Annotated in this window: 23 protein-coding genes, 1 pseudogene and 2 other annotated features; of the genes and pseudogenes, 15 read left to right on the forward strand and 9 right to left on the reverse strand. The window is 35.7% G+C overall.

All coding sequences use genetic code 11. From position 1 onward, the window contains the following. The first annotated feature begins 1 nt into the window (after position 1). The 6 genes from DN392_RS04090 to DN392_RS04115 all read left to right on the forward strand — a co-directional run bounded on the left by DN392_RS04090 (position 2) and on the right by DN392_RS04115 (position 4,015). Positions 2 to 1,030, forward strand: coding sequence for a FecCD family ABC transporter permease (locus tag DN392_RS04090; RefSeq protein WP_000445959.1), 1,029 nt, complete (start codon positions 2 to 4; stop codon positions 1,028 to 1,030). Next, positions 1,017 to 1,835 (forward strand): ABC transporter ATP-binding protein, encoded by an 819-nt coding sequence (locus tag DN392_RS04095; RefSeq protein ID WP_048565728.1) that lies wholly within the window; start codon positions 1,017 to 1,019, stop codon positions 1,833 to 1,835. Before DN392_RS04090 ends, DN392_RS04095 begins: the two co-directional genes overlap by 14 nt. Then, positions 1,802 to 2,197 carry an ankyrin repeat domain-containing protein gene (locus DN392_RS04100; protein ID WP_001258431.1) on the forward strand — a complete coding sequence of 132 codons (396 nt, stop codon included), beginning with the start codon at positions 1,802 to 1,804 and terminating at the stop codon, positions 2,195 to 2,197. The genes DN392_RS04095 and DN392_RS04100 overlap by 34 nt, the downstream gene beginning before the upstream one ends. Positions 2,198 to 2,506: 309 nt before the next feature. Next, entirely contained in the window at positions 2,507 to 3,013 is a 507-nt protein-coding gene (locus DN392_RS04105; protein ID WP_000469127.1) for a GNAT family N-acetyltransferase, read from the forward strand. A gap of 56 nt (positions 3,014 to 3,069) precedes the next feature. Next, complete coding sequence (locus DN392_RS04110; RefSeq protein ID WP_000276112.1) at positions 3,070 to 3,528, forward strand: GNAT family N-acetyltransferase; 459 nt, start codon at positions 3,070 to 3,072, stop codon at positions 3,526 to 3,528. 109 nt (positions 3,529 to 3,637) lie between these two features. Continuing rightward, on the forward strand, positions 3,638 to 4,015 hold the full coding sequence (locus DN392_RS04115) for a hotdog family protein (protein WP_001101452.1): 378 nt from the start codon (positions 3,638 to 3,640) through the stop codon (positions 4,013 to 4,015). Between the two features lie 34 nt (positions 4,016 to 4,049). Here the strand turns inward: DN392_RS04115 and DN392_RS04120 are convergent, their stop codons facing one another. Further along, a complete protein-coding gene (locus DN392_RS04120) occupies positions 4,050 to 4,595 on the reverse strand; it encodes a helix-turn-helix domain-containing protein (protein WP_001020697.1) in 546 nt (181 codons plus the stop codon). A 156-nt stretch (positions 4,596 to 4,751) separates the two neighbouring features. On the opposite strand from DN392_RS04120, the gene DN392_RS04125 reads away from it, so the two are divergent. Both DN392_RS04125 and DN392_RS04130 read left to right on the forward strand, forming a co-directional pair. Beyond that, positions 4,752 to 5,156: a DoxX family protein gene (locus DN392_RS04125; RefSeq protein WP_001071551.1), complete on the forward strand. Its 405-nt coding sequence runs from the start codon at positions 4,752 to 4,754 to the stop codon at positions 5,154 to 5,156. A 22-nt stretch (positions 5,157 to 5,178) separates the two neighbouring features. Then, the gene (locus DN392_RS04130) at positions 5,179 to 6,036 is read left to right on the forward strand and encodes a VOC family protein (RefSeq protein ID WP_000009827.1); all 858 of its coding nucleotides are present in this window, start codon (positions 5,179 to 5,181) and stop codon (positions 6,034 to 6,036) included. 17 nt (positions 6,037 to 6,053) lie between these two features. Here DN392_RS04130 and DN392_RS04135 read toward each other — a convergent pair whose 3' ends face one another. From DN392_RS04135 to DN392_RS04145, 3 genes are all read right to left on the reverse strand, one after another. Next, positions 6,054 to 6,368, reverse strand: coding sequence for a 4a-hydroxytetrahydrobiopterin dehydratase (locus DN392_RS04135; RefSeq protein ID WP_000979547.1), 315 nt, complete (start codon positions 6,366 to 6,368; stop codon positions 6,054 to 6,056). Then, a complete protein-coding gene (locus tag DN392_RS04140) occupies positions 6,349 to 8,103 on the reverse strand; it encodes an aromatic amino acid hydroxylase (RefSeq protein WP_000163176.1) in 1,755 nt (584 codons plus the stop codon). The genes DN392_RS04135 and DN392_RS04140 overlap by 20 nt, the downstream gene beginning before the upstream one ends. 162 nt (positions 8,104 to 8,265) lie before the next feature. Continuing rightward, positions 8,266 to 8,493: a binding site (T-box leader), on the reverse strand. 51 nt (positions 8,494 to 8,544) lie between these two features. Next, positions 8,545 to 8,774, reverse strand: a binding site (T-box leader). Positions 8,775 to 8,962: 188 nt separating this feature from the next. Further along, positions 8,963 to 11,710 (reverse strand): S8 family serine peptidase, encoded by a 2,748-nt coding sequence (locus DN392_RS04145; protein ID WP_061672375.1) that lies wholly within the window; start codon positions 11,708 to 11,710, stop codon positions 8,963 to 8,965. 307 nt (positions 11,711 to 12,017) lie between these two features. Between DN392_RS04145 and DN392_RS04150 the strand changes: the two genes are divergently transcribed. Next, positions 12,018 to 13,256, forward strand: a complete 1,239-nt coding sequence (locus DN392_RS04150; protein WP_088321533.1) for a TolB family protein — start codon at positions 12,018 to 12,020, stop codon at positions 13,254 to 13,256. Between the two features lie 41 nt (positions 13,257 to 13,297). Here the strand turns inward: DN392_RS04150 and DN392_RS04155 are convergent, their stop codons facing one another. Both DN392_RS04155 and DN392_RS04160 read right to left on the reverse strand, forming a co-directional pair. Beyond that, positions 13,298 to 13,420 carry a DUF4023 domain-containing protein gene (locus DN392_RS04155; protein WP_000071861.1) on the reverse strand — a complete coding sequence of 41 codons (123 nt, stop codon included), beginning with the start codon at positions 13,418 to 13,420 and terminating at the stop codon, positions 13,298 to 13,300. 69 nt (positions 13,421 to 13,489) lie between these two features. After that, positions 13,490 to 13,828 (reverse strand): phosphoglycerate mutase, encoded by a 339-nt coding sequence (locus DN392_RS04160; protein WP_088321532.1) that lies wholly within the window; start codon positions 13,826 to 13,828, stop codon positions 13,490 to 13,492. Positions 13,829 to 13,999: 171 nt separating this feature from the next. Here DN392_RS04160 and DN392_RS04165 point away from each other — a divergent pair, with 171 nt between their 5' ends. The 3 genes from DN392_RS04165 to DN392_RS04175 all read left to right on the forward strand — a co-directional run bounded on the left by DN392_RS04165 (position 14,000) and on the right by DN392_RS04175 (position 15,922). Continuing rightward, positions 14,000 to 14,602 (forward strand): histidine phosphatase family protein, encoded by a 603-nt coding sequence (locus DN392_RS04165; protein WP_000779733.1) that lies wholly within the window; start codon positions 14,000 to 14,002, stop codon positions 14,600 to 14,602. An 18-nt stretch (positions 14,603 to 14,620) separates the two neighbouring features. After that, positions 14,621 to 15,157 carry a hypothetical protein gene (locus tag DN392_RS04170; RefSeq protein ID WP_000935627.1) on the forward strand — a complete coding sequence of 179 codons (537 nt, stop codon included), beginning with the start codon at positions 14,621 to 14,623 and terminating at the stop codon, positions 15,155 to 15,157. Positions 15,158 to 15,421: 264 nt separating this feature from the next. Next, the gene (locus DN392_RS04175; protein WP_000236597.1) at positions 15,422 to 15,922 is read left to right on the forward strand and encodes a DoxX family protein; all 501 of its coding nucleotides are present in this window, start codon (positions 15,422 to 15,424) and stop codon (positions 15,920 to 15,922) included. 41 nt (positions 15,923 to 15,963) lie between these two features. Here DN392_RS04175 and DN392_RS04180 read toward each other — a convergent pair whose 3' ends face one another. Together DN392_RS04180 and DN392_RS04185 are read right to left on the reverse strand one after the other, a co-directional pair. Next, positions 15,964 to 16,848 carry an alpha/beta fold hydrolase gene (locus tag DN392_RS04180; protein WP_061672373.1) on the reverse strand — a complete coding sequence of 295 codons (885 nt, stop codon included), beginning with the start codon at positions 16,846 to 16,848 and terminating at the stop codon, positions 15,964 to 15,966. Positions 16,849 to 16,863: 15 nt separating this feature from the next. After that, positions 16,864 to 17,697: a GNAT family N-acetyltransferase gene (locus DN392_RS04185; protein ID WP_074651156.1), complete on the reverse strand. Its 834-nt coding sequence runs from the start codon at positions 17,695 to 17,697 to the stop codon at positions 16,864 to 16,866. 261 nt (positions 17,698 to 17,958) lie between these two features. Here DN392_RS04185 and DN392_RS04190 point away from each other — a divergent pair, with 261 nt between their 5' ends. Next, entirely contained in the window at positions 17,959 to 19,344 is a 1,386-nt protein-coding gene (locus DN392_RS04190) for an alkaline phosphatase (RefSeq protein WP_000714921.1), read from the forward strand. Positions 19,345 to 19,398: 54 nt separating this feature from the next. Further along, positions 19,399 to 19,866, forward strand: a complete 468-nt coding sequence (locus DN392_RS04195) for a hypothetical protein (protein ID WP_000500660.1) — start codon at positions 19,399 to 19,401, stop codon at positions 19,864 to 19,866. Positions 19,867 to 19,942: 76 nt separating this feature from the next. Here DN392_RS04195 and DN392_RS04200 read toward each other — a convergent pair whose 3' ends face one another. Beyond that, on the reverse strand, positions 19,943 to 20,593 hold the full coding sequence (locus DN392_RS04200) for a GTP pyrophosphokinase (RefSeq protein ID WP_000456222.1): 651 nt from the start codon (positions 20,591 to 20,593) through the stop codon (positions 19,943 to 19,945). Positions 20,594 to 20,952: 359 nt separating this feature from the next. Here DN392_RS04200 and DN392_RS04205 point away from each other — a divergent pair. Beyond that, positions 20,953 to 21,575 (forward strand): annotated as a pseudogene (locus DN392_RS04205) (nitroreductase family protein). Positions 21,576 to 21,650: the final 75 nt, after the last annotated feature.

Consider the following 21,650-nt stretch of genomic DNA (forward strand, 5'->3'; position numbering starts at 1 on the left):
TATGGAAAGTAGTGAAGTAGTAAGGGAAAAGGAACATCCTTTTGCGAAAAAAAGATGGATAATAGCAGTTACTTTAGTTGTATTAACGATTCTAGGTCTTTTTTACGGTCTTTTTGCAGGAAGTTTGTCCTTTTCTTTACGAGAAATTCTAGCTGGCATACAAGATGAGGGTTCGACAGTTCATCGAATTGTATGGGATCTTCGTATACCGAGAGTGCTCATTGGATTTATAGTGGGAACGTGTTTAGCAGCATCTGGTGCACTGCTACAAGGGGTTATGAGAAATCCTCTTGCAGATCCTGGTATTATCGGGGTTTCATCTGGAGCAGGCCTTGTAGCAATTGTAATTATGATTTTATTCCCTCAGCATATGGCTTTTTTACCGCTCGGTGCGTTTTTAGGAGCTTTCATAACGGCGATGGTCATTTATGCTTTATCATGGCAAAAAGGGGCACCTCCTTCAAGAATTGTCTTAGTAGGGGTGTCAATTAATGCATTAATTGGTGCAGCGACGTCAGCGTTAATGTTATTACATAGTGACAAAGTACAATCCGTGTTACCGTGGTTAGCAGGCGGCATTGGTGGTGTAAGTTGGGTGCATTTAAACATGATTATTTATTATGCAATATTCGCTATTATACTAGCCTTCTTTGGTATTAAGCATATTCGAGTATTAATGCTTGGAGATGAAATGGCGAAATTATTAGGTTATAACGTGGAGAGAAGCCGGTTTTATTTAATAGTAGTAAGCACATTATTAGCTGGAATTGCGGTTAGTGTTTCTGGTCTTATTGGATTTGTCGGTCTTGTCGTACCACATATGTTACGCTTATTAGTTGGAAATGACTATAAATATTTACTGCCATTGTCATGCCTTGGCGGAGGGATATTACTTGTTTTCGCGGATGCGATAGCTCGAAGTTGGTTCGATCCAATTGAATTGCCTGTAGGTATTTTATTATCCTTCTTAGGTGGTCCGTTCTTCTTATATTTAATTCATAGAGGAGGAAAGCAACGTGATTTCCGTTAACACAGTGTTTTACGCACATTCTGAAAGATTTCAAATGCAAAATATGAATGTACATATTAAAGCTGGAGAGATCGTTAGTTTAATTGGACCGAATGGGTCGGGGAAATCTACTTTGCTTCGTTTAATGGCAAGATTACTTAAACAAAGCGAAGGGGATATCATTTTAGATGGAAAAAGTATTCATACGATGAAAAGTGCCGATGTGGCGAAGCAATTAGCGATGTTACCACAAATGCATGATCATCAATTAGATTTAACAGTGAAAGAATTAATCGAATTCGGAAGAGGCCCTCATAAATCATGGAGCAGTCGCTTAAATAAAGAAGATGAAGAAATTGTTGATTGGGCATTGTCTGTTACAAATCTTAAAGGGTATGAATATCGTCTTTTGCAATCTTTATCAGGAGGAGAAAGACAACGTGCCTGGATTGCAATGACGCTAGCACAACGTACAAATGTTTTATTATTAGATGAACCAACAACTTTTTTGGATATCGTTCATCAATTGGAAGTAATGGAACTTGTGAAACGATTAAACGAGGAGTTTGGTATGACAATTGTAATGGTTTTACATGATATTAACCAAGCGGCTCAATATAGTGATCGTTTACTCGTATTAAAGCGAGGGAAGCTTCAGTATGACGGTATACCAGAAGAAGTGTTATGTCATGAAATGTTTCAACGTGTATTCGGCATAGATGTAGATATTTTTCAAGGTAGCGACAAGCCATTTTTCACACCAAAACGAATTTCTAAAAAAGGAGGAGCAAGATGCGAACAGAAGAATGTATTACCACTGAGTTAGTAAGAGAATTTGTTATGGCAGCTCACGGAGATTTAGAGAAAGTACAAGAACTGTTGGCTGAATCCCCAAGCTTACTTCATGCCTCTTACAATTGGGGCGGATCAGATTGGGAAAGTGCGTTAGGGGCAGCGGCACATGTAGGTCGTAAAGATATTGCTCTCTATTTACTAGAAAAGGGTGCTCGAATGGATATTTTCGCGGCCGCTATGCTTGGAGAATTAGAAGTTGTACAAGCTATTTTAGTAGCACAACCAGAAGCATTACGTGCATCTGGTCCACATGGTATTTCCCTTCTTCAACATGCACGAATGGGCGGGGAAAAAGCACAGCGTGTATTTGAGTACTTAACGGTGCTCTCTTAATGACCGCAAAGGTTCTTATGTGCGGTAAACTTTTCACTTTCATATAATTGAAAAGTTTACCGCCCGTTAGAACGGGATAAGTATCTAGTATATTTGAAAATCCTACACCCCCCTCAATTGTAGTTTTCGTTATGCTAGTTATGATATGGATGCAGTAGACAATATTTGTCTACTGCCTTTTTTAGATTCTTTCAGGATTGAATATTCTGTATTTTTCCCTTGGTTCATTTATAATAGATAGTAACATTTAGTATATATACAAAACATGATCGTGTAGTTAAGTACAAATTCGTGGGAAGGAGTGCAGATATGTTTCATACAGATCGTTTACAAATTCGCAAATATACAATGGATGATTTACAGTTCTACGCTTCACTATGGGGAAATGAGAAGGTAATGCGCTATATTGGAAATGGGACGTTAAAAACATATATGCAATGTAAAAAAAGTTTGGAGGAGTGGGTGATTCCTAGCTATAAAAACGGTCTCGGTTTATTTGTATTGATTGAAAAGGAAACGGGAATACGAATTGGTCATGCAGGGTTAGTAAAGCAGCAGATAGATGGAAAAGAAGAAATTGAAATTGGTTATTGGTTATTACCTCAGTATTGGGGAAAAGGGTATGCGAAAGAAGCAGCGGCGGCATTTCGAGACTATGGTTTCCAAGCGTTACGAATGAATAAATTAATTTCTCTTATTAATCCGGATCATCCCGCTTCAATCTTTGTTGCTAGAAAAACAGGGCTTAGTTATGAGAAAACAACTTCATTTCATGGGATGGACGTTCTTGTTTATTCCATTAAACGCGTTGGATGAAAAAAGGTAAATTGCATCTTTTGAAGAATGGTATATAAAAATAAAGGGGGGATTACATGTATATTTATCATAATGGCCTTATTATTCGTGAGGGAACGAATGGTGTGCCAGCATATGCAATTAAAACTTTATTCGAAGATGCTGGTTGGAGTAATGATAATATCCCTTCTTGGCAAATTGAAAAATTCACGATAGCATTTGAAAATTCAACATGGGCATTCACAATTTGGGATGAAGAAGAGATGATTGCGATGGTTAGAGTCATTTCTGATGGAATCATGATCGCGAACATAGTAAATTTAGTTGTGAAATGTGAATATAGAGGGAAGGGGTTAGGTAAGAAACTTGTCGCTCTTTGTTTGCAAAAGTTGCCACATGGAGACTGGTTTGCACATACATCTGCGAGTAATTTTGATTTTTATAGAAGTTGTGGTTTTGAGGTGAGAGAGTTATCGAGAAATGGAACATGTGCGTACTACGGGTATCAAGTAGCAAAAAAAGATGGGCACCGATAAAAGTAAGATAGTGTAGAAAAAGGATCGCTATTTTAATAATATAAACTGAACTGAGACTCATTTTATGATAAAATAAAAGAAAATTCTGTTTATTAAACGGGGGATAAAAATGAATGTAAAAGTTGGGGATGTATTTAAATACGAAAGAAGATTTACTGAGGAAGAGGTTTTTGAATTTGCAAATATTACAGGAGATAAAGGTAGGCATCATATGGAATATGATGAAAATGGACGTTTAATGGTTCATGGTTTATTAACTGCTAGTATTGGAACGAAAGTAGGAGAAGAATTACATTACATAGCAAGAGAATTAGTAAGTGAGTTTATTAGACCGGTTTTTACAGGAGATACGATCACTTGTGAATTAACTTTAACAAATATTGAACAGATGGAAGGATATAAAAAGGTTTCAATCGAGTCAGTTTATCGCAATCAACATGAAAAGACTGTACTAGTTGGGACAAGTTATGGAGTTATAAGGGGATAAAAAAGAAGCCTGATTTACAGGCTTCTTTTTTTATTTAATAAACACGTTTTCGATTTTCTGCATGACTAGAGATGAGTAATAATGCAGTTTCTTCTCCTATATTACGAACAATATGAGGAACACATGCATTCCAAGAGAAAGAATCACCTTCTTCTACAATTGCAATATCTTCTCCATGTTGAACTTCTAGTTTTCCGCGTAATACAAGGTGACATTCTTCCCCTTCATGGGCATTTGGTATATTTTCTTTCGGAAACCCAGCAGGAATTTCCACAAGATTTAGGCGAAGGCCACCTTGTTCTGCAACATGTTCAATTCTTTGTTCATCTTTTCCGTATACACTGTATTTACGCTCTACCTTTTTGACAACTTTCAGCCGATCTTTTTGTTCTAATAATAAATAGGGAAGGGGAACGTTTAAAAAATTGGAGATTGTTTCTAAAGTTGAGATAGATGGTGATGTTTTATTATTTTCAACCTGACTCATAAATCCTTTAGAAAGACCTGTTCCCTCACAAATTTGTGCAATTGTTATGCCTCTACGTTGACGAATTTCACGTATTGCAGAACCAATATTCATAAAATCAAGCTCCTTTTTGTAAACAACTATTTGTATCATAGCAAAAAAAATATATTTTTTCCCAGTGAAAATGAATTGACGAATAAAAAAAATTAGTGTATGTTTTGTATTGTAAATAAAAGTTTTGTATAAGGAAACTATAAAGGAGAGAATGAAATGAATCAACATATCGGTAACTTAATTATTCGTATCGTGTTAGGGGTAACATTCTTTATGCACGGTTTAACAAAATTCCAATCGGGGATTGACAATATTGCAGGGTGGTTTACAAGCATTGGTTTACCAGGAGGTCTTGCATACGGTGTAGCAACAGCGGAAGTAGTTGGTGGTATATTGTTAATTCTAGGTTTAGGTGTAAGATATATTGGATTATTATTTGCACTTGTAATGGTTGGAGCAATTGTAAAAGTAAAATGGTCAGCTGGTTTATTAGGAGATGGAAAAAATCCTGGCTTCGAATTAGAACTTGCATTGTTAGCAATGGGTGCGTACTTATTTGTTGCGAAAGCAGACGGTTTTGTAGATAATTTCTTAAAAGAGAGAATGTTAAAGAAGAACTAAATTAAATGGGGGGGCTAACAAGATGAGTTTTCAACTTCATCCCGACACAACACTTGATGTTGTTCATTTATATGTATCAAATATAAAGAAATCACTAGAGTTTTATACAGAAGTACTAAGTATGAAAGTACTAAAAGAAGATGAAATGGTTGTTACATTTGGGAATGAAAATAACGAACCACTCCTTATCATTGAAGAAAAGAAAGAAGCTCTACCAAAGCAAAGAGGGAGAACGGGGTTATATCATTACGCAATCTTATTACCAAGCAGACAGGATTTAGCGAATATTCTTCGTCATCTTGTAGAAATGGTATATCCACTGCACGGCGGAGCCGACCATTACTTTAGTGAGGCCCTTTATTTAGCTGATCCAGATGGAAACGGGATTGAAATTTATCATGATCGCCAAAAAGAAGTTTGGCGTGATGAGAATGGAGAACTACCATTTGTTAGTAACCCGTTAGCTGGTGAAGAACTATTACAGCAAGGAAGTACATGGAATGGATTTCCGGCGGGTACTGTGATGGGACATATTCATCTCCATGTAGCTGATTTGGAAGAAGCGAAACGTTTCTATGTGGATGGTCTTGGTTTTGAAGTAACAATCCCAGCTCGTAATGGAGCGTTGTTCGTATCGGCAGGTGGCTATCATCACCATATCGGTTTAAATACGTGGCAAGGTGAAGAAATACCGCCGCAAATGCCAAATTCCGTCGGCTTGAAATATTTCACAATTGTACTAGCGGATGAAAAACAAAAAGAGCAAGTATGTGAAAGCTTAAAAAATATTGGCAAAGTCGCTACGTACAAAGATGGAATATTACAAGCCCAGGACCCATTTGGACATTGTATTCATTTCAAAATAAAAGGAGAAGCCTAAAAAAGGCTTCTCTTTTTTTACTTTCTTATAATTGCTTTTTCGTTTTGTAAAAATAGTTCATCAAACTGCTTTGCAAGCTCAAAATCTAGTTTCGTTAAACCTTTTGCATTCCAAGATGACAAAGTAATAATGACTGCTTTATACTGGATAAGGATAAATGGATGGTGATTACGTTCTTCTGATAGTTTGGCGGCTTCAGAGACAAATTCGACTCCTTTTAAGTAGTCGGAAAACATATATTTTCGTTCAATCCATTTTTCATCTTTTACTATCCATTTATCCACCTTGAATAATTCCCCTTGAACTTCTTCTTCAGTTAATCGCAGCATCATTTTTCACATCCTTTACATGCAGTAGTGCAAGACCATTGTTAATAAGGCGTGTTACAGCTTCGTCAGTTGTGAAAGTAGAAAGTTGTTGTAATAATGCTGCTGATGTTTCGTGCCCTTTGTTATGTTCTAGAAGTAATTCTAATATTTCAAGGCGAAGTAGCCATTCTTTCGGATACAATTTATTTAATACCTCTTGAATCGCTACTAATTGTTCGACATGCGCGTCGTGTAAAATACCTTTATTTCGAATGTCACGAACTGTTTGATACATACGATCTAGCTCAGTTAATGTGAGAGGTGCTGGAGTTTCTTCTATTTCTTCATCAACTGGGAAAAACGATGCTGCATCTGCTGCTCCTGGGAATACAGAAGTGATCTCTGAACCAACAGCCATATCAAATGCGCCCCATGAAGCATCAAATAATACGCGGGCGTTATAAGTAACTGTGCAATCGATAAAGGAAATAAGAGCAATTTTCTTATCATTTTTTATAATATCTGTTACTGTTCCTTTTACATGAATACCACTTGCAAAAGTAAACTCAGCAATATTTCCAATCGTAATTCCTAATGATTGTAATTCTTCATCTGTACAATTTTCTAATGCAACATTTTCAGTGAGTAATCCAATTGGTGTTCCAAAGCCGTCACTGTGTACAGCAGTAGAATGATTCGCTAGTTGTTTATTGTGAATTGCTAATGCTGTTGGCGAACTTGTTCGCATGTAAATCAATTCACCTGCATCGTTTTCAATTGTCTCGGTGAATGTACCTGTAATTTGTAATCCACTATTTAGCTCAGCAGTTGCATGATTTTCAGAGCGAATTGCTTTTTCTAAGCCTTCTTTACCACCTGTTTTAAAGGCCATCGTTTCAGCGAATTTCTCAAGTGCTTCTGTTAATTCTTCAAATGATTCACAAACAAATAGTTGTGGTTGCATTTTTGTTACGTCATAAGTTGTTCTTGTACAAGCTTCAATGGAAAAAGGAACTTTTTCTACAGCGTCTGTTAAGCAATGTTTACTTTCACCAACAGAAGAAAGGAGCCCAGCACCGTAGATTTTTGGATCGTCTATATTTCCAATTAAGCCGTATTCTACTGTCCACCAGAAAAGACGTGAAATTTGTTCAGCTTCTGATAAACCAGAAACTAAGTTTTGTTTTTCAATTACATTATTTTCAGCAGCGGCAACTTCGTCAGGAGTAGAAGTAGGGCTTTCTTTTACGATTGTTAATGTACGAACAGCTTCAAAAGCATCATGTTCTTCTTTTGTAGAGAAAGCTTTCGCACCAATTTGTCCAAAGCGTTTCACATAATTCGCATATGTAGGATCCAGTAAAATAGGTGCGTGTCCTGCTGCTTCGTGTACGATATCTGGAGCTGGTGTGTACTCGATATTTTCTACTTTGCGAATATCTGTTGCGATTGGTAGTAAGCCGTGTCCTTGGAAATCAAAGAATGCTACGCCGGGAATAAGTCCATCAATTGTTACAGCTCCCCATCCGCTTGGTGCTAAACAGTCATTCATTTCTTCTACCTTTGGAATTGCATCTATATTTATACCAGATGATTGTAGTCCGTTCACATAGGCTGGATGAGCAACGTCTTTTAAGAAACTATGATTTTGTCTCATAATGTAACGCCAAACAGCGTGATTCACCGGTGTATATTGATCATAATGCTGCGTGGATACGAATGGTTTTAAATGCGATGGAATTTCTGTTTTCTTTGTCATTTAGACATCCTCCTTGTTTTCTATAAAATTGAATATTGGTTGGGTATAGCTGGAACCACCACCTTTCAAAATTGTAAGCGCTTATAAAATTTTATCATAAGATTCGGAATTATTTAACATTTGTTTCTGTGAGAAATAGAAAAAGCCCCTATCGGAAAATCCGATAGGGGCGAAAGAATCGCGGTACCACCCTATTTGTAAGTGAAAACATACTTACATCTCAATTCATGATAACGGAAAAACTCCGTCTTTTCCTTCATGCGTACAAGCACTACGAAAAAGAAGCTCCAGAATTGTAATTCATACTTATATATGTGCTAATTTCCACCGACCATTAGCTCTCTGTAACAGGGATATAAGATATTACTGCGATTCTTTCAACGCGTATATATAAAATTGTGCAAAAGGGAAGGACGCAAAAAAGCCCCTATCGGAAAATCCGATAGGGACGATAAAAATCGCGGTACCACCCTAATTGTAAACAGAAAAATTGTTTACCACTCATTTTAAGATAACGGAAAGATCCGTCTTTCTCTTCATGCATTATGTGCACTACGGGAAAGAAGCTCCAGAATTGTAATTCACGCTTGTATATGTACTGATTCGCACCAACCATCAGTTCTCTGAGACAGGGATATAAGTCGCTACTAGTATTCCTTCAAAGCCGATATATAATTCGTTCAACTAAACTATGTTTTGTATTATAAAACTATTTTTAAAAGGTTGTCAACAATAATTTTATCCCGCTATTTGTGGGCAGTAAAACTCCTACCTCAAAATTTGGCCGGAGCAAAGAAGTTAGATGGAAGCCTTACTGCCCGTAAACGTCCGATTGGTGAGTGCTGATTAAAGTTTCACTTTATTTCACTTCTAAATCAACATTTAAATTAGTCGTATTTCCAGCTGCATCGGTTGCTACAATATGAATAGTATTTTTTCCTTCTTGTAATTGATTACGATCGAAATAAATTTCGTAGTTTTTCTCCCAAGTGTTTAGGAATGCACTCTCCCATACACCATTTCCGTTAATTTCATATTGCATTCTTACTGGAATACCAGGTGCAATCCAACCAGATTCTGTCATCCAATCTAGTAGAATATCATCAACTTTTCCTCTAATTATGAGATTTTCTTGATCAATTTCGTGTGTTAACTTAGGTGCTGTTCGGTCGATAAATACAGCTCCTGTTTGTTTTGTTTCTCCACCAGAGTTAGAAGCAACAGCTTCGATTTGGTATAAGCCATCAGGTAGAGGGGATCCATTAATTTTTGTACCATTCCATTTGAAAGATTTATAACCAGGTGTTTCATTTTTACCTTGATATACCATGCCTTGATATGTCACGCGGTCTTTCGTAATTAAATTAGCATGAAAGGCTATGTCTTCAACTGGTGTAACTAAATAGTAATTGATTAGGTTGTCATCTAGTATTTTGTCATTATTTGGACTGAAAGTAGAATTAACGATTTCAAGGCCATCAATACGTTTGTATTCTTTCGGATCAATGCTAAATGTAAATGGAATACGCATTTCTTCAGTTTTTCCTTGTTCTTTTACATACAGATTTCCTGTATATACGCCTTGCGGTAAGGAGCTATCTACAGTAATAGTAAATGGTTTTTCAATATTACTATTCGGTTTCAAACTAATAGAAGAAGGGAAAGAAGTTTGGATTTTTGTTTTTGTATCTAGTAATTCAATACGAGTTGAAAAGTTTTTCTTTTTGTTAGAAAGATTTTGTAACGTAATATTTTGTGTTAGTTTCACTTTGCCGCTATTCGGTTTAATAAGACCGAAACTTACATTGTTCGGTTTCACTAACGCATCCGTTTGAGCTGCTTTCGGAATGTTAATTAAACCTGATCCTTGTGCCATAACAGGATATGTATTTTCATTGACATCCTTTAATGTTTTTGCAGTGTTGGCAAGAGCAGATTTCAATTGTTCTGTCGTCCAATCAGGATGCATTTGACGTAGTAAGGCAACGGCTCCTGCTACTTGTGGCGCAGCCATACTTGTTCCGTTGTGAGATTCATAGCCACCCCTTGGTACCGTACTAGTAATTTGTACGCCAGGTGCAACAACATCAGGTTTTATGAGCCAACTTCCTTGTGATGGTCCTCTGGAACTAAAGTTACCAATAAGTTCTGTTTTGTTCGGTTGTCCAATTTTTATATTTTTCTTTCTTTTTGTAATTAAATTTTTCAACTCTTCACCATTTTTATTTGATAGTTGCATAACTGGAAGAGCTATCTCTTCACGGCCAAAATATTCAGGCATAATATTAATTTCTTTTTCATTAGAAATTAGTAGCACCCCGATAGCTCCAGCTTGTTTCGCTTGTTCTGCCTTTACTAACGTACTCGAAGTTCCTTGTAAAACAAGGGCGAACTTCCCTTTCACATCTTGTTTAGCGTAATCACTTGAATTACCGTAGCCAACATAGACAAGCTGAGCATCGTTTCCTACTTGGAAATCTGCTTTTGATAACGGTAATCCTTGGTAAGATTTATTAGAACCAGCTACTTGGAATGTTGGGAATGGAATAGAAACAGTCGATGCGCCAACAGAGATGACACTACTTGCGTTACCAGGAGCATCAACAGACCAAGGTTTTGGTCCATCATTTCCATTTGAAACAACTGCAGTAACACCAAGTTTTGCGGCGCGTTCTAACGTCATTGTTACAGGTTGATCAGGGACATTCAAATCTTGACCGAGAGATAAATTTAAAACGTCAGCACCATCTTGAATAGCGCGCTCAATACCTTGAATAATATCATCGGTCGTACCAGTTCCACCATCGTTCATGACACGGTAAGCGAGTATAGAAGCATTCGGAGCAACGCCTTTAATTTTTCCGTTACCAGCAATAATACCAGCTACATGAGTACCGTGTACGTTACCATCCATCGGATCGTTATCCTCATCGACTGTATCGTATCCACCGATATAGTTTGCTTGTAAGTCGGGGTGTGTATAGTCTACGCCAGAATCAATAATAGCGACTTTCATACCTTTTCCATCAAGCGGTTTGCCAGATGGATCTTTTAAATTCCATGCTTCAGGTGCACCGATTGTCGGTCCGCCAATATTTGGCGCTTCTTCTTTAGTAGCGCTTTTTGCTGTTTCATGCAATTTATATGTTAAGTTCGGATAAACAGCTTTTACTTCGGGTAAAGAAGCTAAAGCAGCAACTTGATCTCCTGGGATAGAAATAGAGAATCCAGAAAATAACGTGCTATACGTTTCTTTTATCTTTGCTTTTGGTGCTTTTTCTTTAATTTTCTTTGTTGTATCCTCTTGCGCCTTTTTTAGTTGTGCATGGTATGATTGCACATTTCCATTTTTTAAATCTGGAGCATGCTGAATGTTACTTTGTGAAGCGAGCGGAGCATGATGCAATTCTACAATGACTGAAATTTCTTTTGATGTTTTTGTTTCAACATTTTGCGCGATTTTGTTTTCTCCCCATTGCTCAATATTCGCTTTTAACTGTGGACTAAATTGCTTCTCCTTTTGCAGCGATTCAGCATGCGCGCTTAAAGCTCCAAAACTAGAAAAGACAAGCGCCATACTTAATAGTGCAGATGTAGTTTTTTTCATTGAAACTCCCCCTAATGAAAAGTGCCAATATTCAGAAAAAAGTTATCTTACATTTTTGTTCTGAAATATAAAATCGAATGTTGGCTAAACTATACTTTCGACATAATTCATACCAATCCTCTTTGAATTAAAAAAATTCGGGAAATTTTTTGGGATTATGTCGAATGGCTCATGCACAGTGGGGGAAGCCCATCCTCCACTGTGCATAAATCCACAACAATTGTGCAGTAACTGCCAATCAATGCGGAGTGAAATTCGCATATAGTAAGTGGAATATGAGGAATGCTATAAGAAAATGGAGGGACGTATGAAAAAAATTATCGTGAGTAGTAGTGTGGTTTTGTTTATTTTTTTATCTTCAATGTTTAGTACTCGTGCGGAACATAATGGGGTGAAGGTTGCTTTTATTCGTCATCATGATCTTTGGGTTAAAATTAATGGAAAAGAAAAACAAATAACAAAAGGCGAGTACATAACAGGGCCGAAATGGTCTCATGATGGAGAATGGATTTCTTATGCTAAAGGAAAGAAGCAAAACACCTTGGAGTTGTACCGACTGGAAGATGGAAAAAAAGTTAGGCCATTGCAATCTGAGGTATCGAATTATCAATGGTCACCGAAAGAGAATATAATTGCATTTGTATTTGCAAATATATTAAATACGTTTGATGTCAAAAATAAGAATACAGATTTTGAAAATGTGTCAGCTGGTGTAGGTGATTATGCATGGTACCCTGATGGAAAGAAGTTTCTTGTATCTTCTGAAGCACACTTACTTCCAACAGGATGGACAGGAGCTCAGCTATATGAAGTGCAAATAGATGCACATATGAATCCTCACAAAATGAAGCATTTGTATGCATTACCAAATGAACATGATGATTTTCTAGCGCTAGTTGCAAGTGGGTTTGAGTGGTCATCGGATCAAAGGTGGATTTCATTTTTAGCGGTACCGACAGCTTCGTGGTCAGCTGATAGTAATACGCTTTGCTTAGTTCGAGCAGATGGCAGTCGCTTTGAAAAGGTAGATCAAATGTTATTAAACACACAATGGTTCAAATGGGCGCCATCCAAGAATATTTTAGCTTATATTGAAGGAAGCGGAAGAGTTGCGTTAGAGAATAAACATTTAAAAGTAAAAGAGCTGCCGGCACTTCAGCAGAACACCTTTACGCCGAAAGGATATGTCGATTGGGATTTTGTATGGAAGAACGATAAAGTAATGATCGTTTCACGAGCAAAAGAGGCAGGGATAGAAACACCGCCAGAAAAAAGGTCACTGCCATCCTTATATGAGATCGATAGTACAAGCGACGAACAACATCAAATCACAAAGCCACCCCATAAGCAAGGTGACTATCATCCCATCTTTATGAAGAAGAACAATCAATTAATTTGGATACGTTCAGACCGTAAGAAAGCCAATGTATGGCTTTCCAGTAGTGATGGAAAACAGGAAAAGAAGTGGATTGAAAATATAGATGTACCAGAATGGTATTATGAGAAATGGAACTGGGAAAATGTCATCTCGGTAAAAGAAGAATAAAAAACCTGCCTAAAAGATAATTTTAGGCAGGTTTTTTATTGTTATTTATGTGTTTTATTTGGCTTTTTTTTCGCGGGGTTTCCGTTTCCCTGACGCTTTCTATTTTGTTCATCTTTTGCTTGTTTTTCATGTAGTGTATCTAAAAAGTCATTCGAGTTACTCATTTTTATATCGCTCCTTTCATTTCGTCCTAATTACTATAACCATTTAGGAGGATAATCATGAGATAAAAGTTAAGCGCTTAATTTTCTTCGATAGTATACGTAAAATATGCCATACGTAATAAATAGCATAAGTAAAACTTGTAACTCTACATTTTCTTTTAAAATAGTTGCGACAGAAGATGGTAAGTAAGGTGATGCATTACTCGTTCCTAAACCTAACCATTTGTTTAAGAGGTTAATGATACAAAACATGAAAACACCAGACCAGCTTGCAATAATTGCTTTCTGTTTAATTTTTGTTTCACGTTCATCATCTGTAATCCAAGGATTAGCGGTTTTATCACTATTAAAAAATCCATTTATGTATCCCCATATGATCATTCCGATAAAGGCGATAATCCATTTCATATTTGTGATTCCCCTCTCTCTTGTAAAAAGTATTTTACATATTATAATTGTAATGTTTTTCAATTAATTGTGTCAAATGTTTTTTACATACCAGTTTTTCATATAGCAGGAATAAAGAATGAGATAGGGAAGAAATATGTAAGAGGATTTCATAGAGAGAGGAGGCTGGATATGAAGCTTGTCTTTGTTCGGCACGGAGAAGGTGAACATACAAAGGATTTGCCGTCAAGTTTACAAGTGCTTCATCCGCCATTAACGGATGAGGGAAAGAATCAGGCTAAATTACTTCAATGCAATGTGCCATTACAAGAAACGGATATATTAATTGTTAGTCCTACACGTAGAACTTTACAAACAGCGGCAATATGGAGTGAGAAAGTAACTTGTCAAAAAATCGTCCACCCATATGTATCCCCACGTATTTTTCCTTATCGAGAAGGAGCGAAAACATTACCATGTGATGACATAGTAGATCAGGGGATAATAACAAATTTATTTCCACATTTTTCGATAGAGAAAAGTACAAATAAGCAGTTATGGACGGAAGGTATAAATACTATTTCAGAGAATAGCTTTCAGCAAATAGTAGATGAATTTCTTCTTTGGTGTTATGAGCTAGGTACGGAAAGAATTTGTATTGTATCTCACGACGGGACAATTACTGCGTATAGGCAATATTTGCAGAAAGTCGTGTTAACTAGATATGATTTTTTGCAAGAAACGGGTATATATGAAATGGAGGTAACCCATAAAAGTCTGATTGATGAAATCTAATGATAGGGTTGAGGGTATATGTTGAATGTTGCACTAGTAGTTGGCTTTAATTCCGATTTAGAGGCGCAATCAATTCGAGCATCGCTTGAATATTTTGGGGCAAAAGTTATAACATACTGGATTGGTAGACCGAAAGAGTTCATCGATATTCTTTCTGGAAAGAGTTTATATAATGATATTAATTATGTTGTCTTTTGCTTTCATGGTGAGGAAGGAAAGTTTGTCATGGAAGAGTTAGGTGAAGATATATATGAACAAGATGAACCGAGGGGATACTTTGGTGCAGCAGAAATTTATAAATATGCAAAATTGCATAATACACATATTGTAAATAGCGGGTGTACGTTAGGGGAGAGAAAACTAGCAGAATCTTTTTTACGTAGTGGGGCGAAATCGTATATTGCATCGATAGATTATGTAGATGGGAATGCAGCACTTATGTTTACAATACGCTTATTTTATGGGCTTATTAACCATGCAAAAACGTTAGAAGATGCTTTTCAAGAGGCAAAATTAATTGATGAGGAGACACGTACATTTCAATTCTATAAATAGTAAAAAACGCCTTTATTCTATATTCGAATAAAGGTGTTTCACATTTAACTCACATTTTTTTTACATTTTCTTCAATGAAAATGATTATCACCTATGGTATGATATGTTCAAGTTTTTACAGGTAAAAAAAGTTACTATATAAACGTTAGTTTTTAATGTTTCATACACATGTCACAAATTATTCGTAATTAACGTTTTATAAATAAGTAACTAATGTTATTATATTATCTGTAACTAATTTAATTACAACTTTAGGAGGAAGATATGGTTATTCAATTTTTAAGAGAAAACAAAGCAGTTTCTTTTGTGTTAGCAGTAATTCGAGTATATCTTGGTTACACATGGTTAATGGCTGGAATCGGTAAACTACAAGGAAAAGGATTCGATGCAACAGGTTATCTACAAGGTGCAATTGAAAAATCTAAAGGAGCACAACCGGCTGTTCAATCTTGGTGGGCATCATTTTTACAAGATTTCGCAATTCCAAACGTTGATCTATTTAATACACTTGTAACGTGGGGAGAAATTTTAGTTGGAATTGGTTTAATTATAGGCTGTTTAACAAAAACAGCGGTCTTTTTCGGTCTTGTAATGAACTTTTCCTATATGTTTAGTGGGTCAATTGGTGTCAATCCTGAAATGGTTATTCTATCAATGTTCGTTCTAGTTTCTGGTATGAATGCTGGTAAATTTGGAATAGATGGTTTCGTTATTCCGAAAGTACTAGGATCAAAAACTCAAAAACGCCAAAAGCAAGCTGCTTAATATATGAAAGCGGGTATCTCAAAATGAGATACCCGCTTATGTTATTTTTCAACTTTTATTGGATTGTTTTTAAAGAATTCTTTTACATAACCTACAAATTCTTGTGGCTCTTGACGAAATGGTGCATGATAACCTTTTTCGATAATATGGAAAGTACTATTTTTTAAGAATTGATGATACGTTTCTCCTTCTTTCCAAGAAACGCTACTATCATTTCTTCCCCATATAATTAAGGTTGGTTGTTTCAGTTCATTTGCATTGATTTGAAGACGTCTAGGCCATAATTTCATTTTATTGTAATGCTCTTCGTCATTACGTTTAAATTTCACTTTACTTTCATCATAATCTGCAACAGCAGAAACGGTATTTAAATCAGTCGACAACTGTGGTTTTGGTGAGCCTTGTTTATTAACGAATGTATGAGGACCACCTGTAGCATCAGTTAAAATAAGGTGGGTAACGGCTTCAGGATATAAATATGTTAAATTAAGAGAAATTTCTCCGCCCATTGAGTGTCCCAGTATTGCAAACGAATCATAACCTAGTTTTTTCATTAATTTATAATACAAATTTGCATGAGTTGGGAAAGAATAATAAAAATCCATCGGCTTAGATGAGCGCCCGAAGCCTAAAGCATCTACAGAAATAATTGTATGATCTTTTGCTAAATCTGAGTAAATCTTTTGAAAACCATCTGACGATCCTCCAAATCCATGGATCATAAGTAAAGGTGGCTTTTCATTACCAATCTTTTTAAAGTAAATGGTTTGCCCATCTATTTCTACCATTTTTTCCTCGGTAGCTAGTTTCGCTGTAAGTGTATTTTTAACTTGTTTTACTTGTTCTACTGGCTTTTCTGCTGCACTACATCCTACTAATAGTGTAAGAGTAAGACAACCTACCATAAAATAGCTAAATCGCTTCAATGAGGTGTCCCCTTTCTAACATAACGCTGTATCTATCATAGCAAATAGCATATTACGATTTCCAGGAAGTTGGCTACCACTTTTTATCATAAGAGGTGAAAGGAGCGTTTCTTGGAAACTTTCTGTTTGAAGAAATTGACGAAATGAAAATTGTGAATGTGGGACATCAATCCTTACTGTGCCATTCCAACATTCACAGATTCTCTTGAATAATTGAATAGCGTCCTGCTCTTGCTTTGCGATAAGTGGATTGACGCATAATATATTTCCTTTTTGTATACATAAGGAAAAAGCTTCTATACAGTTATTTCTCTCAATTTTAAAAGAGTGGCTTGTTCTTGGTAAGAGTAATGAATAAAGTAAAGAACGATTAGCGCCAGTTGTAATTTGATCGAGAGAAATAAGTGAGACAAGATCTTGTTCTTTCACTTGTTGCGTATGAGTAATATGTGTTTTAGTAGTTTGTTTCTCAAAACGATGAATCGTTGTTACTGTTTTAAATCCGTATGATGTATAAAGAGGCTCGCCAGCTTTTGTTGCAAGAAGTGCAATTGGTTGTTTTGGGAGAGTGTGTTCTAAGCAACGATTTAGCAAAATACGCCCGATGCCTCGGCCTTGAAAATTAGGATGAACGATTAACATGCCAATAGTAGAAAAACTATCTTTAAAAGGAAATACTCCTCCAGCTGCAATCAGTTTATTTTCATGCATATAACCAATAAGTGTGCCGAGAGAAAGATACATTTCGAATTGCTTTTTCATAAATGCTTTATCTTGTAACCATCCAATAGCTTTGCAAAGGTCGAGTAAATCAAAAATAAAAGATTCATCTAGCTTTATTGTTTTCATAAATACTCCCCACATTTCTATTAATTTTCATAAAAGTAGATTGAAAATGTTAAATAAGAGATTTACGTTAAATGAAATCCAACTTGTTTATATTTGGATTGTAAAGGCGAAGAATGTTGATACGAACAGACAAACTTATACAAATTATAACTGATATTTACATAAGTTAACAAAAAATTTACATATAACTAATTTTCTCTTAATAGTCTTCTATTAAATTTGATAGTGAGAAATGAATAACCTAATTAGGGGGACAATATAGTGAAAAAGTTTGTAAAAAAAGCATGGCCATTTGCAGTTGTGGCGTCGTTAGCTGTTACTTCGGTAGCAACATGGAATTTTACTCGTTCTAGTGAGGTTAATGCAGATGAGAGCGGAAGCAATGCAAAGATTAAAAATGTCATTGTATTAATTGGGGATGGTATGGGACCTTCATACATGACGGCTCATCGTTATATGAAAGATAATCCAAAAACTTTTGAGATGGAATCTACAGAGTTTGATAAGCATCTTGTAGGAACACAAAAAACATATCCGGAAGATGAACATGAAAATATCACAGACTCTGCATCAGCAGCAACAGCTATGTCAGCGGGAATTAAAACATATAATGCGGCAATTGCAGTTGATAATGATAAAGCAGAAGTGAAAACTGTTCTTGAACAAGCGAAAGAAAAAGGGAAATCAACAGGATTAGTTGCTACTTCTGAAATTACACATGCAACACCAGCTGCTTTCGGTGCGCATGACATTAGTCGTAAAAATATGGATGCAATTGCAAATGATTATTTTGATGAAAAAATTAAAGGGAAGCATAAAGTAGATGTTATGCTTGGCGGCGGCGTAAAAAACTTTGTTAGAAAAGATCGTAATCTTACAGAAGAGTTTAAGAAATCTGGTTATAGCTACGTAACAGATCGAGATCAATTGTTAAATGATAAAAACGATCAAATTTTAGGTTTATTTGCACCAGGCGGTTTAGATAAAATGATTGACCGTAATGAGAAGACACCTTCATTAGAAGAAATGACAAATGCAGCAATTGAGCGTTTGAACAAAAATAAAAATGGTTTCTTCTTAATGGTTGAAGGAAGTCAAATCGACTGGGCTGGACACGATAATGATATCGTAGGTGCAATGAGTGAAATGGAAGACTTTGAAAAAGCATTTAAAGCAGCGATTGAGTTTGCGAAAAAAGATAAAAATACGTTAGTCGTTGCAACGGCAGACCACGCTACTGGCGGATTATCTTTAGGTGCGAATGGTGAGTATAACTTTAAAGTAGATCCAATTAAAGCTGCAAAACGTACACCAGACTTCATGGCAAATGAGATTGCAAAAGGTGCAAATGTAGAAGAGACATTGAAAAAATATATTGATTTACAATTAACACCAGAAGAAATTAAAGCGGTAAATGATATTGCTCCTTCAAAAGATGTAACAAAGATTGATAATGCGATTGAGGATATTTTCAATAAGCGTTCGGTTACAGGATGGACTACAGGTGGGCATACAGGGGAAGATGTAAACGTATATGCATTTGGCCCTGGTAAATACTTGTTCTCTGGCGTTCAAGAGAATACAAATATCGCTAAACGTGTCTTTGATATTGTTGGCGGTGGCGATCCGAATAAAGGAAGACGCTAATTATAAATGAAAGTGAGGCGAAATGCCTCACTTTTCTTTTTAGGAGATGGGAAGATGGGGGCTTTTTTCAGAGGGATAGGATCCCTTCTAATAGGTGTAGTATTGCTAGTTGGATGTCAATCCAAAGAGAATCAGATAGAAAAAAAATCTACTACTACAAAAGCTGAGGAAAAGGTACAAATAACGAAAGAAGAAGAGAAATCGATTCAAGATGTTATGGAGAAGTTTGTACGGACGACAAATGAAAAAAATCTTGCTGAACATATGGAGTTATTTTCAAAGAAGATGCCTAGTGCTGAAGACTTAAAAACACAAAAAGAAGCAGCTTTTCAAAAGGGAAATAAGAAAATTGAATTGGAACATATAGATATGAAAGCTAGTAAAGCAGGGTATGTTGTTGTTGAAACGAAGGAAAAAGAAATAGAGGGGGAGGTCACTCTTCAGAAGAACGTACAGTATGCGCTTGGAAAAGAAGAGGATGGATGGAAAATTGAAGAGGTTCGCATGATAGGGAAGAAATAAAGTGAAACTTTAATTAGGAAGTCTTACTACCCGTAAATAGCGAAATAAAAAAGGTTCTCATTGGAGAGAACCTTTTTTATAGTGGTAACAGAATTTGATTTGAACATGCTTCAATATCATCAATATCTTGGCGAATGGTTGCCATTTTATTATCAAGATCTTCAGCTTTCATTGCTGCATCGTGTAGTTCATCTTTTAAATACTCAGGTATTTTCCCTTCATATTTATAGTAAAGTTTATGTTCTAAACTTGCCCAAAAATCCATAGCAAGTGTACGTAACTGAATTTCTGCAAATACATCTTTTGTACCAGAATTCAGTGATAAAGGATATTTAATAATCATGTGTAAACTTTTATATCCGTTTCCCTTTGGATTAGCGATATAATCTTTTACTTCAATGATTTCCATATCTTCACGCTTTTGAATAACATTTTTTAAATGATAGATATCTTCTACGAAGCAACATGTAATACGAATGCCGATGATATCTTGTAAATGAGTTTGGGCATTTTCAACTGTTGGTAATAAATTTTTACGCTCAAGCTTTTTAATAATACTTTCAGGTTGTTTTAGTCTTGTTTTTATATGTTCAAACGGGTTGTAATCCTCTAAAAATTGAGCTTCCCGGTTCATAATTTCAAATTTAGTTTTTAACTCTTCTAAAGCAAATGTATATGGTAGTACAAAAGCTTTCCAATAGTTAACTGTTGATTGATTATATTCCATTTATATACACACCTTTTCCAATTTACAAGCGAGGTTGTTATTATACTAAATACCAAAGCATATAAGCGCAAGCAGCAAATGATGAGATCATAAAACGATATTTAGTTTTCATACTTTCAACTCCTTTCGAGTAAGATTCTATATAAATAAACGTGATTGTTAATAAGTTCACTATGTATAATTCTTATAGTAATAGATTCGTGTGAATTTCGTATGAACTAATTGTTTCAGCTTTTTGTCTTTTTTTGTGAAGCATCATTATTATCCATAACTTAAAGTGTTTTCATTTGATTTATTTTATTTATTTGATTGTATAAATTAATGTATATTTGAATTTATGGTTATTAAGGGGCTATAAGGTGAACTTTGAAGAATTAGCAATTGCTAGACGTTCTGCAATGAAATTTGTACAAGAAATAGAAATCCTTGATGAGGATTTTAAAAAATATTTGAGCTAACAAAGCTTTCTCCATCTTGTTACAATTTGCAACATACACATTATGTTGTAATTCGTGATCAAGAGCGCAAAGAAAGATTAAAAGAGTTAGCTTTTAGGCAGTATAAAGTATCAAGTGCATCTGCAGTAATACTTGTTTGTGGTGATAAGAGAGCATATCAAAATGTCGAAAATATTTATTTCGGTATGAAGGTTTTAAAGATGATTGATGAATGTGAGTATGAAGATGCAATTAGGCAAACGAAAGGGTTATATGAAGGAAAAGGAGAACGCTTCATGGAAGAGGAAGCGATTAGAAATGCTTCGTTAAGTGCGATGACTTTTATGTACGCAGCTAAATATTATGGCTATGATACGTGTCCAATGATCGGTTTTGATGAAAAAGCAGTACAAAGTGAATTAAATATGCCGGAGCATGTAGTACCTGTTTTAATGATTACGATAGGAAAAAGTGATACTACTAAAACTCGCCCACGAGGATATCGAAAACCGATTAGTGAGTTTGTTACATACGAAACATTTTAATACAAGGTATAGATTACTTAAACAAAAGGGTTCTATTTAGATCCCTTTTGTTTTGCAATTGACAAATAGAATGAA

The organism is Bacillus sp. BB51/4, from assembly GCF_008368845.1.
In the GTDB taxonomy this organism is placed as follows: Bacteria; Bacillota; Bacilli; order Bacillales; family Bacillaceae_G; genus Bacillus_A; species Bacillus_A wiedmannii.

Coding starts and splice junctions, on each gene's coding strand:
- DN392_RS04185 (WP_074651156.1), bottom strand. CDS start 17,697: ATGAAAACAATAAAGCTAGATGAATCTTTTATTTTTGATTTACTCGAC.
- DN392_RS04195 (WP_000500660.1), top strand. CDS start 19,399: ATGGGGGCTTTTTTCAGAGGGATAGGATCCCTTCTAATAGGTGTAGTA.
- DN392_RS04145 (WP_061672375.1), bottom strand. CDS start 11,710: ATGAAAAAAACTACATCTGCACTATTAAGTATGGCGCTTGTCTTTTCT.
- DN392_RS04130 (WP_000009827.1), top strand. CDS start 5,179: ATGAGTTTTCAACTTCATCCCGACACAACACTTGATGTTGTTCATTTA.
- DN392_RS04105 (WP_000469127.1), top strand. CDS start 2,507: ATGTTTCATACAGATCGTTTACAAATTCGCAAATATACAATGGATGAT.
- DN392_RS04170 (WP_000935627.1), top strand. CDS start 14,621: ATGTTGAATGTTGCACTAGTAGTTGGCTTTAATTCCGATTTAGAGGCG.
- DN392_RS04160 (WP_088321532.1), bottom strand. CDS start 13,828: ATGAAATGGATTATCGCCTTTATCGGAATGATCATATGGGGATACATA.
- DN392_RS04125 (WP_001071551.1), top strand. CDS start 4,752: ATGAATCAACATATCGGTAACTTAATTATTCGTATCGTGTTAGGGGTA.
- DN392_RS04135 (WP_000979547.1), bottom strand. CDS start 6,368: ATGATGCTGCGATTAACTGAAGAAGAAGTTCAAGGGGAATTATTCAAG.
- DN392_RS04110 (WP_000276112.1), top strand. CDS start 3,070: ATGTATATTTATCATAATGGCCTTATTATTCGTGAGGGAACGAATGGT.
- DN392_RS04165 (WP_000779733.1), top strand. CDS start 14,000: ATGAAGCTTGTCTTTGTTCGGCACGGAGAAGGTGAACATACAAAGGAT.
- DN392_RS04200 (WP_000456222.1), bottom strand. CDS start 20,593: ATGGAATATAATCAATCAACAGTTAACTATTGGAAAGCTTTTGTACTA.
- DN392_RS04175 (WP_000236597.1), top strand. CDS start 15,422: ATGGTTATTCAATTTTTAAGAGAAAACAAAGCAGTTTCTTTTGTGTTA.
- DN392_RS04150 (WP_088321533.1), top strand. CDS start 12,018: ATGAAAAAAATTATCGTGAGTAGTAGTGTGGTTTTGTTTATTTTTTTA.
- DN392_RS04100 (WP_001258431.1), top strand. CDS start 1,802: ATGCGAACAGAAGAATGTATTACCACTGAGTTAGTAAGAGAATTTGTT.
- DN392_RS04115 (WP_001101452.1), top strand. CDS start 3,638: ATGAATGTAAAAGTTGGGGATGTATTTAAATACGAAAGAAGATTTACT.
- DN392_RS04155 (WP_000071861.1), bottom strand. CDS start 13,420: ATGAGTAACTCGAATGACTTTTTAGATACACTACATGAAAAACAAGCA.
- DN392_RS04120 (WP_001020697.1), bottom strand. CDS start 4,595: ATGAATATTGGTTCTGCAATACGTGAAATTCGTCAACGTAGAGGCATA.
- DN392_RS04140 (WP_000163176.1), bottom strand. CDS start 8,103: ATGACAAAGAAAACAGAAATTCCATCGCATTTAAAACCATTCGTATCC.
- DN392_RS04090 (WP_000445959.1), top strand. CDS start 2: ATGGAAAGTAGTGAAGTAGTAAGGGAAAAGGAACATCCTTTTGCGAAA.